We start from the raw sequence: 14,658 nt of genomic DNA, 5'->3' as shown, positions 1-14,658 counted from the left end.
TTGCGTTTCAGCATGCCGTAAAGCGGCACGTTCGGTTGACCCGCGTTCAGCAGGCCTCGCCTATGACGGCGAGTTGTTGCTTGATTTTTTCAGCGCTACTGACCAGGGCGGCACGTTCGCTGTCGGTCAGTTCGATTTCCTTGATCTCCTCCACCCCGTTGGCACCAAGCTTCACAGGCACACCCACGAAGGTGTTCGTGATGCCGTATTCGCCGGTAAGGTAGGCGGTGCAGGGCAGAATCTTCTTCTTGTCCATGATGACTGCGGCAACCATCTGGATAACGGCCGAGGCAGGGGCGTAGAACGCGCTGGTGTGCATGAGGCGGATGATCTCCGCCCCGCCGTCGCGGGTGCGTGCGATGAGCTCCTCGAGCTTTTCGGGGGGCATCATCTCCGTGACCGGGATGCCGGCCACAGTGGAATAGCGCGGCACGGGCACCATGCCTTCGCCGTGCTCGCCGAGCACCATGGCCTGTACGTTCTCCACCGAGACGCCAAGCTCCTTGGAGATGAAGTACTGGAATCGGCAGGCATCCAGGATTCCGGCCATGCCGCTGATGCGGGTACGCGGAATCTGGCCCGCGCGCATGGCCACGTGGCACATGACGTTGAGCGGGTTACTCACGATGATGTAGAAGGCGTAGGGGCTGTACAGGGCGGCCTTGGACACGCACTCGTGCACGATACCCGCGTTTATCTTCAGCAGGTCGTCGCGGGTCATGCCCTCCTTGCGGGTGGCCCCGGCGGTGATGACCACGATCTCGGAGTTTCTGGTCTGCTCCAGGTCGTCCCCCGAGACGCAGACAGGCTCCAAAAGGTCGACTGGGCTGGCCTCAAGAATGTCCAGGGCAATGCCCTCCGCCTTGCCCGGGTCCCTGTCCACCAGCACGACCTTCTTGCAGAGCTTCCGTTCTATGAGGCGCCTGGTGACGGCACCGCCCACATTGCCCGCGCCGAACACTGTAATCTTGCTCATGGGAATGTCCTTTATAATGACATTTCTTGTGCGCGCCTGGCTGGCGATCCGTGGAAGACTCCCACGGATCGTCCAGCCCGGAAGAGAGGATTCCTATGGTTTGAGCATCATGAGGTAGGGGAAGCCCACACCCAGGTAGACCACGAGGTAGATCATTCCGAAGATGAACCCCAGGGTCCAGAATTCCTTGCGGCTGATGTAGCCGGATCCGTAATAAACGGGACTCGGGCCGGTGGCATACGGCGTTAGGATGCCCATGAGCCCGAGGGTGCCGCAGAGCAGGATGGACACGGTCTTCATGGGGATGTCGGGCACGGCCATTGCCGTGGCCAGGATCACGGGCAAGAGAGCCGTGGTGTGGGCGGTGAGGCTCGCGAACATGTAGTGGACCAGATAAAACATGGCCACCAGGCAGATAATCAGGGCGCTGATGGAGAATCCCGCCATGGACGCCGCAGCCGATTTGGCGAACCAGGTCAAGAACCCGACCTTGCCCAGGCCGTCGGCCATGGCCACCAGCGTGGCGAACCATGCCAGCACGTTCCAGGCGGTCTTGTGGCTGGTCACATCCTGCCAGGTGATCACCCCGGTTATTACCATCAAACAAAGCGCCATAAGGGCCACTGTGGTGGCGTCGAACATCTTGCCGCCGAATATCCAGAGCACCAGGGCGAATACGGCCAGGCCGGCCATGGTCAGCTCTTGTCGGGACAGAGGGCCCATTTTGGTCAGTTCATCGCCCGCCCACTTGGGTGCGTCTTCGCTTTTCTTCAGGGTGGGCGGGTAGATGATGTAGGTAAGGAAAGGCACGGCCAGGAAGAGAATGATGGTTGCCGGGGCCAGTGCCACGAACCATTCCGTCCAGGAGAAGGTGAGCTTGGTGGTCTTCTGCAGAAGGTCCAGGGCCAGGAGGTTGGGCGCCAGCGCCGTGAGGAACATGGTGCTGGTGACACATGTGGTGGCCATGGCCACCCACATCAGGTAGCCGCCTATCTTGCGGGGTTCGTTATCCGGGGTGCAGCCGTAAAGGGGCGGGATGTTCTTGATGATGGGAAAGATTGTGCCGCCGCTTCTGGCCGTGTTGGACGGGGTGAAGGGGGCCAGAGCCAGGTCGGCCAGGGCCACGGCGTAGCCGAGGCCAAGCGTGCTCTTGCCCAGGTGCTTGATAAGCACCAGTGACAAACGTTTGCCGAGTCCGGTTTTTTCATACCCCATGGAGAACATGAAGGCCACGAAGATGAGCCAGACAGTACCGTTGGAGAAGCCGGACAAGGCCCATCTCAGCGATTCCGAGGTGCTGGGGGGGACGCCGATTTTTGCGGGAACCAGGCGCAGAGCCGCAGCCAGCGTTACACCTATAAGGCCGATGGCGGCTGCCGGAAGCGGTTCAAGGATCAAGGCGGTAATCAGGCCGACGAACAGGGCGAAATACTGCCAGGCAGAGGGTTCGAGGCCTTGCGGCGTTGGGATGAGCAGTATGAGCCCTCCAACTACCAGGGGAACAGCTGCTTTCCAGTCGAGTTTCATGTCTGGCTCCTTGGCGTTTCGCTTCCGGTTTCATACCGATACGTTAGAATGGGACACGGCTTCTATGCCAAAACAATAGCAGAATGTGTTCCAACGAGTTTGTTGTTGTAAATCATGGTGTTATGCTGCAAGTCTGTGAGTTGTGAAACGCTAGTGTTTCAGTTAGTCACAAATTGTTTCAAAGCGTTTCGTCATGCCGGGGAGAATATGTCCACCATCGCTTTTGTTGCGCTCCACACCAAGATGCTTGAACAAGCGAGGGACGTTCTGAAAGTCCATCATCCGGATGTTCGCTTGGCCAAAGGGCTTATGGGCGAAGCGGTCGGAGTGGTCCGCAAGCTGGCAGCAGACGGGGTGGAGGTGGTCATCTCCCGAGGGGCCACGGCCAAGATCATCGAGGGGGCTCTGCCGGACATATCGGTGGTGGACATTTCCTCAGGCGGTATGGACCTCATCAAAGCTCTCTATGAGGCCACCCACAAAACCGACCGGATAGCGGTGGTGGCCTTTCCCTACATGACCGGCGGGGTCAAAGAGATGGGGCGCATGTTCGGAGTGGATATTGGGGTTTACGAATTATTCCGCGAGGAGGATATCGGCCCGCAGATCATAAAGGCAAGGGACGAGGGTGCCGCGATTGTGGTCGGCGGATTCATCATGGCCCAGGTTGCCAAAGAGCTCGGTGTTCCCTGTCAGCCGGTCGAGACCGGCCCCAGAAGCATTCTTTCCGCAGTTGAGGAAGCCAGGCGCATCGCTCATGCGCGGGCTGTGGAAAAAACCAAAAGCTCGCTCATGCGCGCGGTGCTCACCTCCACGGATAACGGAATCGTGGCTGTAGACCGGGACGGGACGGTTACGGTGTTCAACCCTATGGCAGGGCGCATGCTGCGCCTGACCGAGGCCGACGCACTGGGCCGCCCCATCGCCGATGTTTGGCCAAGGCTCGGGCTGGACAAGGTGCTCGACACCGGGAAAGGGGATGCCGGACAGATAGAACGTGTCTTCGACCAAGAAATAATGTGCAACAAGGCAGCCATCACCGTGCGCGGTGTGACGGTTGGCGCGGTGGCCACCTTCCACGACGTGCGCCAGATTCAAAAGATGGAAGCTACCGTAAGAAAAAGCATCCTGGCTTCCGGCCACGTGGCCACGGTGCGTTTCAAGGATATTTTGGGCACCAGCGAGATTTTGCGCCAAGCAATCTCCATGGGTATCGACTTCGCCCAATACGACGCCACGGTGCTCGTACGGGGAGAGACTGGAACGGGCAAGGAGCTTTTCGCCCAGAGCATCCACAACGCAAGCGACCGCTCCGCTGGACCGTTCGTGGCAGTGAACTGTGCGGCCTTGCCCGGGCAGCTCCTGGAGAGCGAGCTCTTCGGCTATGTTCAGGGTGCGTTCACCGGCGCCAGCCAGAAGGGAAAGCCGGGTCTGTTCGAGCTGGCCCACGGTGGGACGATCTTTTTGGACGAAATCGCTGAGATGGATGCCGGGATTCAAGGCAAACTCTTACGAGTGCTTCAGGAGAAGAAAGTCATGCGCCTAGGCAGCGACCAGGTGATACCCGTGGATGTGAGGGTGGTGGCTGCAACGAACAGGAGCCTTACGGAACTCGTTCACTCGGGGGCGTTCCGCAGCGACCTCTACTACCGTTTGAACGTCCTACGCCTCAAACTGCCTCCCCTGCGCCAGCGTCTACAGGACATTCCCATCCTGGCCGAACACTTTCTGGCCATGGCGCAAACCCGGGGGCAGGGGCATGTTCTTTCCGCAGCCGCTTTGCAGGAGCTCAAACGCCACGCCTGGCCTGGCAACGTCCGTGAGCTGCAGAACGTCATGGCCCGGGTGGCGGCCATGCTGAAGGAAGGAGAGATTTCCGGCAGCCTGATCCGCCAGCTTCTGGAGGACTCTCCGGTTTCGCCCGTGCTCTGCTCCATGCCGAACGAAGGGGAGCAGATCGGACAAGCCCTGGCCGAGACCCGGGGCAGGGTCGGCGAGGCGGCCAAACTGCTTGGAGTCAGCCGCTCCACCTTGTGGCGCAGGATGCGCAGGTTGGGACCGGTCTGACCGAATTACGCGGCCAGCTTCTGTAGGGCCAGGTACAGGGCCTGGGTGCCGTTTTGCCCGAACCCCATGGCCTGGGCTTCTCGGTAGACGTCGGCCACCAGAGCCAGACCCTTGAGCTGAAGTCCCATTCTTTTCGATTCCTCCAGGGCGATGCCCATGTCCTTGATGAAGTGGTCGATGAAGAAGCCGGGCGCGAAATCATTCTTAAGGATCCTCGGCCACAATCCTGTCAGGGCGGGGCAGGCCGCGGCTCCGGTGGAAATGGACTCCAGAACCTTTTCCGGAGCAAGTCCCGCCCGCACCGAGTAGAGCAGACTCTCGCACACCCCTATCATGTGCCCGGCGATGACGATCTGGTTGCACATCTTGGCGTGCTGGCCGCAGCCGGCAGGGCCTTGGAGCACGATGGTCTTGCCCATCACTTCAAACAGGGGGCGAACGGCTTTGAACACCTTCTCGTCACCTCCCACCATGATGGACAAGGTGGCGTTTCTCGCTCCGATGTCGCCACCGGAAACCGGGGCGTCCAGGACGAACAATCCGGCGTTGCTTGCCGCGGCCGCAATCTCCTCGGCCAGGCTCGGGCTGTTGGTGGTCATGTCCACCAGGGTCGCACCGGGCTTGGCCCCGGCCAGCACACCGTTTTCCCCGAAGTACACTTCGCGCACGTCCTTGGGGTAGCCCACCATGGTGAAAACAACGTCTGAAGAGCGCGCCGCTTCCCGGGGAGTTTCAGCCCACACGGCGCCCTTTTCCAGAAGCGGCAGGGCCTTGTCCTTGCTGCGATTGAAAACCGTGAGCGCATATCCGGCGTCCATGAGATGGCCGCACATGGAAAGCCCCATTATCCCGGTGCCGATCCAACCGATGCGTGTTGAGGAAGGCGTGGCCGCTTCTTGTCCTTTCGTCGTCATGCTGCTTGGTCTGCCTTGTCTGATCTGTTTCAGGCCGTATGGCCCTGGAAGATTATACTCACCAACGAATTTTAACGAACAAAGGCGAAGCCGTCCCCTTTCGCCTGGATGCGGTACGTATCCGGCCCTGGAACGTGAACACCGGTCACGCTCCATTTCTCGGTTGCGGCCCGGCTGAGCAGGGTTTTCCTGGACGCGACGGCGGCGGCAGGGTCTGAGTCGAAGGCTATGGCGATGTCCGGGCGAGCGAGTTGCAGGTCAATGCCGTGCAGCAGGTCGCCAAAGATGAGCAGATTGTCGCCTTTCGAACTCACCAGCACGGCGATGTGTCCGGGTGTGTGCCCGTAGGCGGCGAGGGTCTTTACTCCGGGGAATTGCTCCTGCCCGGGCTCGAAGGTACGGACCTTGCCCGGATACAGGGCCAGCATCTCACGGGTGGCCACGAAGGTTGTCCGGGCCCGCTCCGCGACAGTGGCCTCGTTGGCGGGGTTCATCCAGAAATCGTGCTCGGCCTTGGACAGATGGACTGTGGCGTTGGCAAAAGCGGCCTTGCCGTCCAGGGCCAGACCGCCGATGTGGTCGCGATGGTTGTGGGTCAGGAGCACGTCGGTAATGTCCCCCGGGGAAAAACCGGCCGCGGCCAGGGCTTTGGGAAGTCCTCCCGCGTCAGGCCCCAAAAGCGCCCCACCGCCGGTATCCACCAGAATAAGCTTCCCAGCGGACTTCATGAGAAAGGTGTTGAGCGAATTGCGTGTCTTGCCCTGAGGATAGATTTCTTTCACCGCTGCCTGCTGCGAGGGATCCGTGGCCAGGAAGAGCTTGGCGTCCAGGTCGCGGTATCCGTCCGAGAGAATGAAGACCGTAAGGTCGCCCACCGAGGTCTTTCCCATCAGCTCTTCCTTGGCGGCCGCTCCGCTTGGACCAAGGCACGAAAGGACGAGAAGCGAACAGAGCAGTAAGGCGTGTTTCAGACTGTTCATGGCAACCTCCCGTGGCGTAAAGCCTGGATCGATTCCAAAAGTGGTGTCAGTGAAAAAGACCTATGTATGGGAGCGCAAGAGGCGGGCTTTCGTCAAGTTCTTCTTAAAAATGGGAGGGCCGCGTTTGATTAACAGCGAGGCTACAGGTGAAGGCCGAATGCGGCCAGCATACCTGCTGCGCAGCGGACGAAAAGAAACCCTCCCACCAGCAGGCAGACGATGGCCACGAGCCTGCGCAGCTGGTTGGTCTTGAAGGAATGCGCGAAGCGCACCCCGAGTATCAAGCCGCCAAGTTGGACCACGGAAAGCCAGGAAGCCGCCCTGAAGTCGATGAATCCGTGAATCAGGTTGCCCACCGTGCCGGAGCTGGCCGCGGCAACCTGGATCACCTGGCCAGTGGCGATGGCCGTTAGCGGAGGAAATCCCAGGACCACCATGATGGGTACGGACAGAACTGGGCCGCCAACCCCGGTGAGGCCCGAGACGAAGCCGACCACGCCTCCGATTCCGGTCAAAAGGGCCAGGTGGGCCGCGGAGCGCTTGTCGAATTCAAATTGTCTGGTCCCCAGACTGGGGATGAGAACATAGGCGCCGGCGAAAATGATGACCAAAGAGAGGGCGACATTGAGCCAGAGCGTGTTGACCATGGAGTTCACCAGGGCCCCCAGATAGCCGAAAAGAAGGGCCCCAAGGCAGATGGGCACTGAGATCATCCAGTCGATGCTTTTGCGGCGTTCGAAGAGGTAGGTGCCTATCACCGCGGTGAAGATGAAGCTGAACAGGGCCGTGGCCATGGCCTCGCGGGTGCCCATGCCCGTGAAGGCGCTGATGGCCGGTATGAGAAGAATCCCACCGATCCCCACGGTGCCGATGAGCATGCCCACGAAAAAGGCTATTACGGCCAAGGAAATCATTCTTGTGCGTACCCCCGCGTCCCACGGGGGATGCGTTCTTGGTTGCCATATGTCGTTGTCCCGGCCCGTGTCTGGCGCGGCATGCGGGCCGGGAGTCTATCGACAGTGTTACAAAAGCATTTTCGGACCTTGCGTCTCATCCGCGAATTTGAGGTGCGCGATGAGCTCGTTCAACTCGGAAGACATCACGGTCAGATCCTCGATGGCCTTGGCCGATTGGTTGATCCCCTCGGCGGTTTCGCTCACGATGCGGTTGATATGCTCGATGGCCCGGTTGATTTCTCCGGTTGAGGCCGATTGCTCCTCGGCCGCGGCCGCGATGCCTTCCACACGCTTGGCGTTGGTCTCGGTAAGCCCCAGTATTTCGGAGAGCACGGTGCCTGACTGCTGGGCCAGGCCGGTGACTTTTTCCACTTCCGAAGCCGCGTTCTGCATCTTCACCACGCTTAGGCGCGCAGCGTTCTGGATGGCCTGGATGCTGTCGCCGACTTCCCTGGTGGCGCCCATGGTCTTCTCAGCAAGCTTGCGCACTTCGTCCGCCACCACCGCGAATCCACGTCCCGCCTCTCCCGCTCTGGCTGCTTCGATGGCAGCGTTGAGCGCCAGCAGGTTGGTCTGGTCCGCAATGTCGGAGATGACGTTCAGCACAGTGCCGATGGCCTCGGCCTTGTGACCCAGATCTTCCATGTTGTGCTGGAGATCCTGGGTGATGGAATGCACGCCGCCGATGCCGGTGACGGCCTGGCCAACCACGGTTGCGCCGTGGGTGGCCTTGTGAAGGGCCTGATCGGCGTTGGACGAGGCTTCTGAGGCGTTTTGAGCCACGTCCAGGACCGTGGCGGTCATCTGTTCCATGGCTGTGGCTGTTACGGCGATGCGCTGGCTTTGCGACTGCGCTCCCGAGGATATTTCCTGAGTCTGTGCGGAAAGTTGCTCCGTGGCCGAGGACATCCTCTCCGAGATCGACTGGGCCTGGTCCGCCAGCGCGTTCATCCTGGCGAGCAGCTCGCTGACCTCCTGCTCCTTGAGCTGGGCCTGCTCCATGGCCGATTTGGCCTCTGTGGCCGCTTCCCTGGCCTGGACCTCCTGCTTGGTGGCTTCGGCGATCTTGAGCTTCAAGGTGGCGACCATAAGCGTCATGGCCTTGGCCAGCACGCCCACTTCATCGTTCTGGTCCAGGTCCAGCGTCTGGTCCAGGTCTCCCGAGGCCACGGCGGAAGCAAAGGCCGCTCCCTTGGTCATGGGCGCGGTGATGCTCCTGGTCAGATACACGGCAACCCCCAGACCCAGAGCCACTGCGACGCCAAGACCGCCCATGAGCCCGTACATGGCGGCTCCCAGGTCTTTCGCGGACCGGTCCGCGATCAACTGGGCCTGCTTCATTCCGGCGTCGGCGATTTCCCTGGCGACCGCCACCACGTTGCCACCTGTGGCGTCCAGGGCCCGATTCGCCTCTTCCAGGCGCTGCAAGGCCTTGAGATAGTCCCCGATGGTCGCTTCGTAGGCCTCGGCGCTCGCGCTCAGGCCTTCCAGGGCCATCATGGCGCCCATGTCGCTGGTGCGCGCCTTGAGCTTGTCGAGAAGTTCACCAAGCTCTTTCAACTGGCCCTTCACTCCTTCCACCTGCTTCACATCGAACAGGGCCTGGGCCTTGAAGGTCTTGAGCAGGATCTGGGAGCCGAGGTCGTCAATCTTGTTCATGGCGAAAACGTCTTCCAGGCCCTCTTTCAGAAACATTCCGGACTTGTTGGCATCAATCAGCGAGAGGAGCCATTTTTTTCTGTTCTCAAGGTATTTTGAGGTGTTGGCATTGAATTCTTCGGAGGCTCTGTCCATGAAGCCCCGTTCCTTGACCATCAGGTCGACAATAGCCTTGGTTTCCTGCGCAGCTTTAGCGTAACGATCCACCTCAGCCGTCGCCCTGGACTCGCCTTCCTTGATCTGGGCGGCTGCGGGATATTTTTGCAGGTGAGCCTGGGCTTGTTCCAGAAATTCTCGCGCCTGGGCGAGCCACTTCTGGCTTTCCTCCCAGTATGCGGGCTTGTAGGATAAGGAATAGCCGCGCATGGAAAGCATGGCCATCTGCACCGAGCGCTCCAATCCGTTGGCGATGACCACCTCGGGAATATGCGCCAGGGCCATGTCCTCTCCGCCCTCCTGGGCGGAGTGCATCTTCGCGATGGCCAAAAGGCCGAGCGCGCAGGTTAGCAGTACCAAGATTCCGAAACCCAGACCGAGTTTCACCCCGAGCTTCATGTCCTTGAACATTGGGAAAACCTCCTCCCGAAAAACATGCCAAGGCCACATGGGGCCACGCCTATTGCAGGCAATCGTCCGTTGGGGAGAGAAAGCCGCAACGAGGCCGGCTCTCCCTCCGGGATGCGGTTAATGGAGCAAATCAGCTACTTCCAGGAACGTCTGGAGTTCAGGCCTTCAAACGAGCCAATACCTCGCGGACAATTTCGGCCACGGCGTCGCGGTTGCCGCCGTCCCCTTGTATTACCGCCGGGGCTTCGGACTTGATCCCCAGGAGCTTGGCCGCGTTGTCGTACATGATCTTGCGGCGAACATCGGGCTTGAACGGCAGCTGCGCGTAGGTCTTGAGCGCTTCCCTGAAGTCCACGAAGGGGTGCGCGCTTGCGTAGAGGATCTTGTCCGCGATCATGGTGTTGGCGGCCTGCACGTATGCTTCGGACATGGGGGAGAACTCGTATTCCGAAAGCTCGATGTACACGTTGCGGTTACGCTGGGCCACGATGATGGCCTCGTTCACCCAGGGGTACCCGCCGTGGCTGATGATGATTTTAAGATCCGGGAAATCCCGGGCCACGAAGTCGATGTAGCGCGGTGCCACGTGGTCGATTATGGCGCCGGGAACGAGCGTAGCCGGACCGGTGGTGAACACCAACGGCACGTCCAGTTCGCAGCACTTGGCGTAGATGGGGTAGTATTTGGCGTCGTTGGCGTAGATCTGGGCAAGGTAAGGGTCCACGGCGGCTCCGTGCAGGCCCAGGTCGTTAATCGCCGCGCGCAGCTCGTACACGGCCTGCATGCCCTTGTGCGGGTCGAGCCCCACGAAGCCGAAGAACTTACGCGGGAATTTCTTGACGAACTCGATCACGCTGTCGTTGTTGGACTTGGCTCCGTAGGTGGTCTCGCAGTCGCGGCCGGTGATCACCGCCCATTCGACGCCGTTCTGGTCCAGGTCGACAACCACCTCTTCCACGGTCTGCGGTTTCATCTTGGAAAAATCGATGGATTCGCAGAGCCCCTTGAACATCTTGCTGTTCTGGATGCCTGAGATGGTCTGCTGCGTGTTTGGTCTGAAGCGGAAGTCAATGACCTTCATTGTCTCAACCCCTTTCCTATGTATGGTCCTTGAAAGATGTGAGAATCATGGGACATGGGAGCATTGCTCTGGGAGAGCGAGGCGATGGCCAGAGGTGTGAGCAGGAGCGGCTCGCACGGCAGGGTGACCGGCAGTCCGAGTTCGGAGGCGAGCACCTCGGCAGCGCCCGGCAGGCAGCAGGTCCCGCCGGAGAGGATGATGCGTTCGACGTCGTGCCCATGGATGTGCCTGGCCACGATGTCCCCGACGCGTTCCAAGGTCGGCCGCACCAGGTTCAAGACGTCGTACTTGGCGGCCTGGCGTTTCCTCTTCTCAGCCTCTTCGAAGGAGATGCCGTAATGTCCGGCCAGGACCAGACTCAGATGCCTGCCCCCGGTGGCTTCGTCCGCGCTGAAAACCACTTTTCCATCCCGGACGACCGCCGTTCCGGTTGTGCCTCCGCCGATATCCACCACGGCGGCATTGTGGAGGCTCAAGAGCTCGGCCACGCAGGTGGGTTCGTCCTGCACGGCCGCCACCTCGAGCCAGGCGGCTTCGAGTATGTTGGTGGAGAGGCGACGGTCCGTTCCGGGCGGAAACGAGGTGGAGGCGTGGGTGATCTCCATGCCGGTGCGCTTGCGGGCTTTGGTCACCATGTCGCGTACGATGTCCACCGCCCCCATGTAGTCCACCACCACCCCGTCGCGAACCACTTCGGCCCACTCCAGGAATGCGGCCACAGGTTCCCCGGATGCGTCCAGGACCATGAGCACCACGTCTGCGGTTCCAAGGTCCACTCCCACGCTTATGGGACCCCTGACACTGACGGGTTCCTCGCGGTTTAGGATGCTCGCGGCCTTCTCAAGCCGTTTTTGCGCCTCGTCCCAACTGATAGGCATGGTTCACACGATCCTGAAGCTGCCCACCAGGGTGCAGCGGCGAAGCCGCACGAAGGTCCGGGCGTTGGTCACGCCCTCGCCGGTGGGAGTGGAGATGGTCATGGACGTCCACCCCTCGCCGCCAGCGCCCAGCCCCGCCACGTGGGGACCGTTCTTTACGAAAAGGCTCGTGTTCATGCGTCTGGCCATGGCGTCCATGTTCTCGATGTTGCGGGAATACAGGCCCGCCGTGTGGCGCAGGTCGCGCTCCAAGAGCATGGCCCAGTCGATGGCTTCCTTGATGTCGCGCGCCCGAAGCAGGGGCAGAAGGGGCATCATCTGTTCGAGGCGGGCGAACACGTGGTCAACGTCGCGGCCCACGTCCACGAAGAGCAAGCGGCAGGATTCCGGCACGGAGAATCCTCCGGCCTTTGCCAGCTCAGCTGCGTCCCGGCCGACCCATTTGGGGTTGGGACGGGCATTGGGACCCGGGTAGTCGAGCAGCACGGCCCTGGCCACGGCCTCGGTCTGATCTTTGGTTATCTCCACCGCACCCACGGCCTTGAGCTCCTGTTTCAGGGCGTCGGCCACGGAGTCCACGGCGATGATTTCCTTCTCGTCCGCGCAGATGATGTTGTTGTCGAAAGAGGCCCCGTCATAGATGCCCTGGGCCGCGCGGGCCAGGTCCGCGGTTTCGTCAACCACCACCGGAGGGTTGCCCGCGCCTGCGGCTATGAGGCGCTTGTTGGTGGTCTTTCGCGCCGCTTCCACCACCGCCTCGCCGCCTGTAACCACCAGGAGGTCTATTCCGGGGTAGGTGAAGAGCTGTTTGGCCACGTCGATGGTGGGTTCCTTGACGCAGACCATCAGGTTGTTAATGCCCGTGGCCTCGTGCACGGCCTTGTTCAGGATGCGGATGGCTTCCTGGGTGGTGCGCTTGGCCCCGGGATGGGGCGCGAAAACCACTGCGTTGCCGCCGGCGAGCATGCTGATGGAATTGTTTATGACCGTGGCCGCGGGGTTGGTGGACGGGGTCACCGAGGCGATCACTCCCCAGGGGGCGTTTTCCACCAGTGTGAGGCCCGCGTCGCCGGTCATGGCGGTCGGGGCGAGTATCTCCGGGCCTGGGGTGCGGTGCGCCACGAGGAGGTTCTTTTTCACCTTGTCCTCGATCCTGCCCATGCCGGTCTCGTCCACGGCCATTTCGGCCAGACGCCTCGCGTTGGCTCTGGCGGCGCGCCGGATGGCCCTGACCACCTTTTCCCTGGTGGCGATGGTCTCCAGGTGCTTTCGGGCCTCGTCGGCGCAGCACACAGCGTCCTCGAGCCGCTCGAACACCCCCCAGTCTCCCTGGGCTGGTGCGGCCGGGGCTGCGGCCACACTGCGGCCGAGCTGCTTGATCACTTCGTCGACAATCCGTTCGATATCTTCATTGCGCATGGGCGAAGCCCCTTAGCTTAACTTACTTGTTGTAGAACGTCTGTTCCCTGGAGGTAATCTGATCCACGATGCCGATGACGCTTAAGTCCAGCGGGGTGTTGGCCTGCAAGACCAGCCTGGCGGAGCTTCCCCGGACCATGAGCACCATTTCTCCTTCGCCAGCTCCCAGGATGTCCGCAGCCACCTGCCCGGGGCAGGTGACGTTGCCCTGGGCGTCCACTATGTCCACCAGCAGAAACTTCAGGTTCGGCAATCCCGGATCGCGCACCGTGGACACCACCTGTCCGACAACTTTGCCAAGTTCCATGTTCCCCTCCCACCGTTTCCGGCGCAGCCGGACGAGAAGATCGTCCGACAGGTGTGCCAGCTATTTCTTTGTTAAGGGGAAGATGCCTTCCAGGTCTCCGTGGGGGCGGGGGATCACGTGTACCGCGACCACTTCGCCCACCCGCTGGGCCGCTGCGGCACCGGCATCGGTGGCGGCCTTGCAGGCGGCCACGTCGCCGCGCACCAGGGCGGTGACCAGCCCGCCGCCGATCCTCTCGTAGCCCACCAGCTGCACTCGCGCTGCCTTGGTCATGGCGTCGGCCGCCTCGATAAGCGCTGTGAGTCCCTTGGTTTCGATCATGCCCAGAGCATCCATGGTCCTTCTCCTTGCGTCTTTTCGGTTATGAGAGTCCCGGAGAGCCTTCACGGTCCGGACGTATTATTTCTTCGCCTTGGCCTGTTTGGGAGGAGCGGCCTTCTTAGGTTTGAACATGGAGCCCACGTGCTCCGAGACCAGAACGTCCGTGTCGGAGTAGGGCCGTGCGATCAGGTTGCTTGAAAGAAGCCCCCCCAGGCGTTCGGCAGCGGCCTTGCCCGCATCCACCGCCGCCTTGCAGGCCGCGAGATCTCCCTCGCAGACAACGCTCAATATCCCGGCGTCCGCGTTGCACACGCTTTTCACTCGTACGCGGGCGGCCTTGCCCATGGCGTCCGCAGCTTCGATGGCAGCTGTCAGGCCGAATACTTCCACGAAGCCCAGCGCGTCGCCTTGGGATGGTTTTGTTTGGTCTAAAGCCACGAGCCCCTCCTCACATGATGTAGGGCAAAAGTTCAGGCGTCATGCCAGGGATCACCACCTTGCGCACCAAGAGTCCGGACTCGGCCACCGCCGCCGCCCCGGCCGACACCGAGGCCTGCACGGCCGCCACGTCACCCGCCATCAGGCAGATGGCCTTGCCGCCAAGCCCCATGGCCAGGCGCACCTCGATGAGATCCACCTCCGCTGTTTTAACGGCAACGTCGGCGGCCACGATGGACGAGGCTGCCGAAAATGTTTCGATCACGCCCACGGCGGATCCGCGCACATGTTCCACTGCGCAGGAAAGGGCCGAGATGACGCTTTGGCTGATGTTGGGAATAAGGAAATGATCCACAACCGTATCGGCTCCGCAGGCGAGACCGGCGCCCACTGCTGCTTTGGCCGAGGCCACGTCCGAGTGCACGGCGGCCACGAACTTGCCCGGGCAGATGGTCTTCATGATCAGCGGCGAGACGCTGGCAGCCTTCAGCATGGCGTCCGCCGCTTCGATCCCAGCAGCGATGCTGTTGAACTCGATCATGCCCACGGCCTGGAGTCTGGTCATCAC

At 61.3% G+C, this 14,658-nt stretch carries 14 protein-coding genes; 1 reads left to right on the top strand and 13 read right to left on the bottom strand.

Translation table 11 applies throughout. The features are described 5' to 3' along the window. Positions 1-46 precede the first annotated feature (46 nt). On the bottom strand, positions 47-976 hold the full coding sequence (gene mdh / locus HY795_03990; protein MBI4804378.1) for a malate dehydrogenase: 930 nt from the start codon (positions 974-976) through the stop codon (positions 47-49). 93 nt (positions 977-1,069) lie between these two features. After that, on the bottom strand, positions 1,070-2,503 hold the full coding sequence (locus tag HY795_03985; GenBank protein MBI4804377.1) for an anion permease: 1,434 nt from the start codon (positions 2,501-2,503) through the stop codon (positions 1,070-1,072). A gap of 207 nt (positions 2,504-2,710) precedes the next feature. Here HY795_03985 and HY795_03980 point away from each other — a divergent pair, with 207 nt between their 5' ends. Beyond that, the gene (locus tag HY795_03980; GenBank protein ID MBI4804376.1) at positions 2,711-4,570 is read left to right on the top strand and encodes a sigma 54-interacting transcriptional regulator; all 1,860 of its coding nucleotides are present in this window, start codon (positions 2,711-2,713) and stop codon (positions 4,568-4,570) included. A 5-nt stretch (positions 4,571-4,575) separates the two neighbouring features. Here HY795_03980 and HY795_03975 read toward each other — a convergent pair whose 3' ends face one another. The 11 genes from HY795_03975 to HY795_03925 all read right to left on the bottom strand — a co-directional run bounded on the left by HY795_03975 (position 4,576) and on the right by HY795_03925 (position 14,655). Next, positions 4,576-5,484, bottom strand: a complete 909-nt coding sequence (locus tag HY795_03975; GenBank protein MBI4804375.1) for an NAD(P)-dependent oxidoreductase — start codon at positions 5,482-5,484, stop codon at positions 4,576-4,578. A gap of 71 nt (positions 5,485-5,555) precedes the next feature. Continuing rightward, positions 5,556-6,464 carry an MBL fold metallo-hydrolase gene (locus tag HY795_03970; GenBank protein MBI4804374.1) on the bottom strand — a complete coding sequence of 303 codons (909 nt, stop codon included), beginning with the start codon at positions 6,462-6,464 and terminating at the stop codon, positions 5,556-5,558. Between the two features lie 140 nt (positions 6,465-6,604). Then, positions 6,605-7,378 carry a sulfite exporter TauE/SafE family protein gene (locus HY795_03965; protein MBI4804373.1) on the bottom strand — a complete coding sequence of 258 codons (774 nt, stop codon included), beginning with the start codon at positions 7,376-7,378 and terminating at the stop codon, positions 6,605-6,607. Positions 7,379-7,486: 108 nt separating this feature from the next. Next, a complete protein-coding gene (locus tag HY795_03960; protein MBI4804372.1) occupies positions 7,487-9,646 on the bottom strand; it encodes a HAMP domain-containing protein in 2,160 nt (719 codons plus the stop codon). Between the two features lie 157 nt (positions 9,647-9,803). Next, complete coding sequence (locus tag HY795_03955) at positions 9,804-10,727, bottom strand: amidohydrolase (protein MBI4804371.1); 924 nt, start codon at positions 10,725-10,727, stop codon at positions 9,804-9,806. Further along, the gene (eutJ, locus tag HY795_03950; GenBank protein ID MBI4804370.1) at positions 10,724-11,605 is read right to left on the bottom strand and encodes an ethanolamine utilization protein EutJ; all 882 of its coding nucleotides are present in this window, start codon (positions 11,603-11,605) and stop codon (positions 10,724-10,726) included. The genes HY795_03955 and eutJ overlap by 4 nt, the downstream gene beginning before the upstream one ends. A 3-nt stretch (positions 11,606-11,608) precedes the next feature. Then, a complete protein-coding gene (locus HY795_03945) occupies positions 11,609-13,024 on the bottom strand; it encodes an aldehyde dehydrogenase EutE (GenBank protein ID MBI4804369.1) in 1,416 nt (471 codons plus the stop codon). A gap of 22 nt (positions 13,025-13,046) precedes the next feature. Further along, complete coding sequence (locus HY795_03940; GenBank protein ID MBI4804368.1) at positions 13,047-13,331, bottom strand: EutN/CcmL family microcompartment protein; 285 nt, start codon at positions 13,329-13,331, stop codon at positions 13,047-13,049. A 60-nt stretch (positions 13,332-13,391) separates the two neighbouring features. Then, on the bottom strand, positions 13,392-13,667 hold the full coding sequence (eutM, locus tag HY795_03935; GenBank protein MBI4804367.1) for an ethanolamine utilization microcompartment protein EutM: 276 nt from the start codon (positions 13,665-13,667) through the stop codon (positions 13,392-13,394). A gap of 63 nt (positions 13,668-13,730) precedes the next feature. Further along, positions 13,731-14,090 carry a BMC domain-containing protein gene (locus tag HY795_03930; protein MBI4804366.1) on the bottom strand — a complete coding sequence of 120 codons (360 nt, stop codon included), beginning with the start codon at positions 14,088-14,090 and terminating at the stop codon, positions 13,731-13,733. Between the two features lie 10 nt (positions 14,091-14,100). Beyond that, complete coding sequence (locus HY795_03925) at positions 14,101-14,655, bottom strand: BMC domain-containing protein (GenBank protein MBI4804365.1); 555 nt, start codon at positions 14,653-14,655, stop codon at positions 14,101-14,103. Positions 14,656-14,658: the final 3 nt, after the last annotated feature.

This window comes from Desulfovibrio sp. (assembly GCA_016208105.1).
Classification (GTDB): domain Bacteria; phylum Desulfobacterota; class Desulfovibrionia; order Desulfovibrionales; family Desulfovibrionaceae; genus Fundidesulfovibrio.
The sequence above is the reverse complement of the archived record's forward strand: the minus strand, read 5'-3'. Positions and strand labels throughout refer to the sequence as shown.

What these genes read in the sequence shown, in the direction of transcription:
- mdh (MBI4804378.1), bottom strand. Translation starts at nt 976, where the DNA reads ATGAGCAAGATTACAGTGTTCGGCGCGGGCAATGTGGGCGGTGCCGTC.
- HY795_03985 (MBI4804377.1), bottom strand. Translation starts at nt 2,503, where the DNA reads ATGAAACTCGACTGGAAAGCAGCTGTTCCCCTGGTAGTTGGAGGGCTC.
- HY795_03980 (MBI4804376.1), top strand. Translation starts at nt 2,711, where the DNA reads ATGTCCACCATCGCTTTTGTTGCGCTCCACACCAAGATGCTTGAACAA.
- HY795_03975 (MBI4804375.1), bottom strand. Translation starts at nt 5,484, where the DNA reads ATGACGACGAAAGGACAAGAAGCGGCCACGCCTTCCTCAACACGCATC.
- HY795_03970 (MBI4804374.1), bottom strand. Translation starts at nt 6,464, where the DNA reads ATGAACAGTCTGAAACACGCCTTACTGCTCTGTTCGCTTCTCGTCCTT.
- HY795_03965 (MBI4804373.1), bottom strand. Translation starts at nt 7,378, where the DNA reads ATGATTTCCTTGGCCGTAATAGCCTTTTTCGTGGGCATGCTCATCGGC.
- HY795_03960 (MBI4804372.1), bottom strand. Translation starts at nt 9,646, where the DNA reads ATGTTCAAGGACATGAAGCTCGGGGTGAAACTCGGTCTGGGTTTCGGA.
- HY795_03955 (MBI4804371.1), bottom strand. Translation starts at nt 10,727, where the DNA reads ATGAAGGTCATTGACTTCCGCTTCAGACCAAACACGCAGCAGACCATC.
- eutJ (MBI4804370.1), bottom strand. Translation starts at nt 11,605, where the DNA reads ATGCCTATCAGTTGGGACGAGGCGCAAAAACGGCTTGAGAAGGCCGCG.
- HY795_03945 (MBI4804369.1), bottom strand. Translation starts at nt 13,024, where the DNA reads ATGCGCAATGAAGATATCGAACGGATTGTCGACGAAGTGATCAAGCAG.
- HY795_03940 (MBI4804368.1), bottom strand. Translation starts at nt 13,331, where the DNA reads ATGGAACTTGGCAAAGTTGTCGGACAGGTGGTGTCCACGGTGCGCGAT.
- eutM (MBI4804367.1), bottom strand. Translation starts at nt 13,667, where the DNA reads ATGGATGCTCTGGGCATGATCGAAACCAAGGGACTCACAGCGCTTATC.
- HY795_03925 (MBI4804365.1), bottom strand. Translation starts at nt 14,655, where the DNA reads ATGACCAGACTCCAGGCCGTGGGCATGATCGAGTTCAACAGCATCGCT.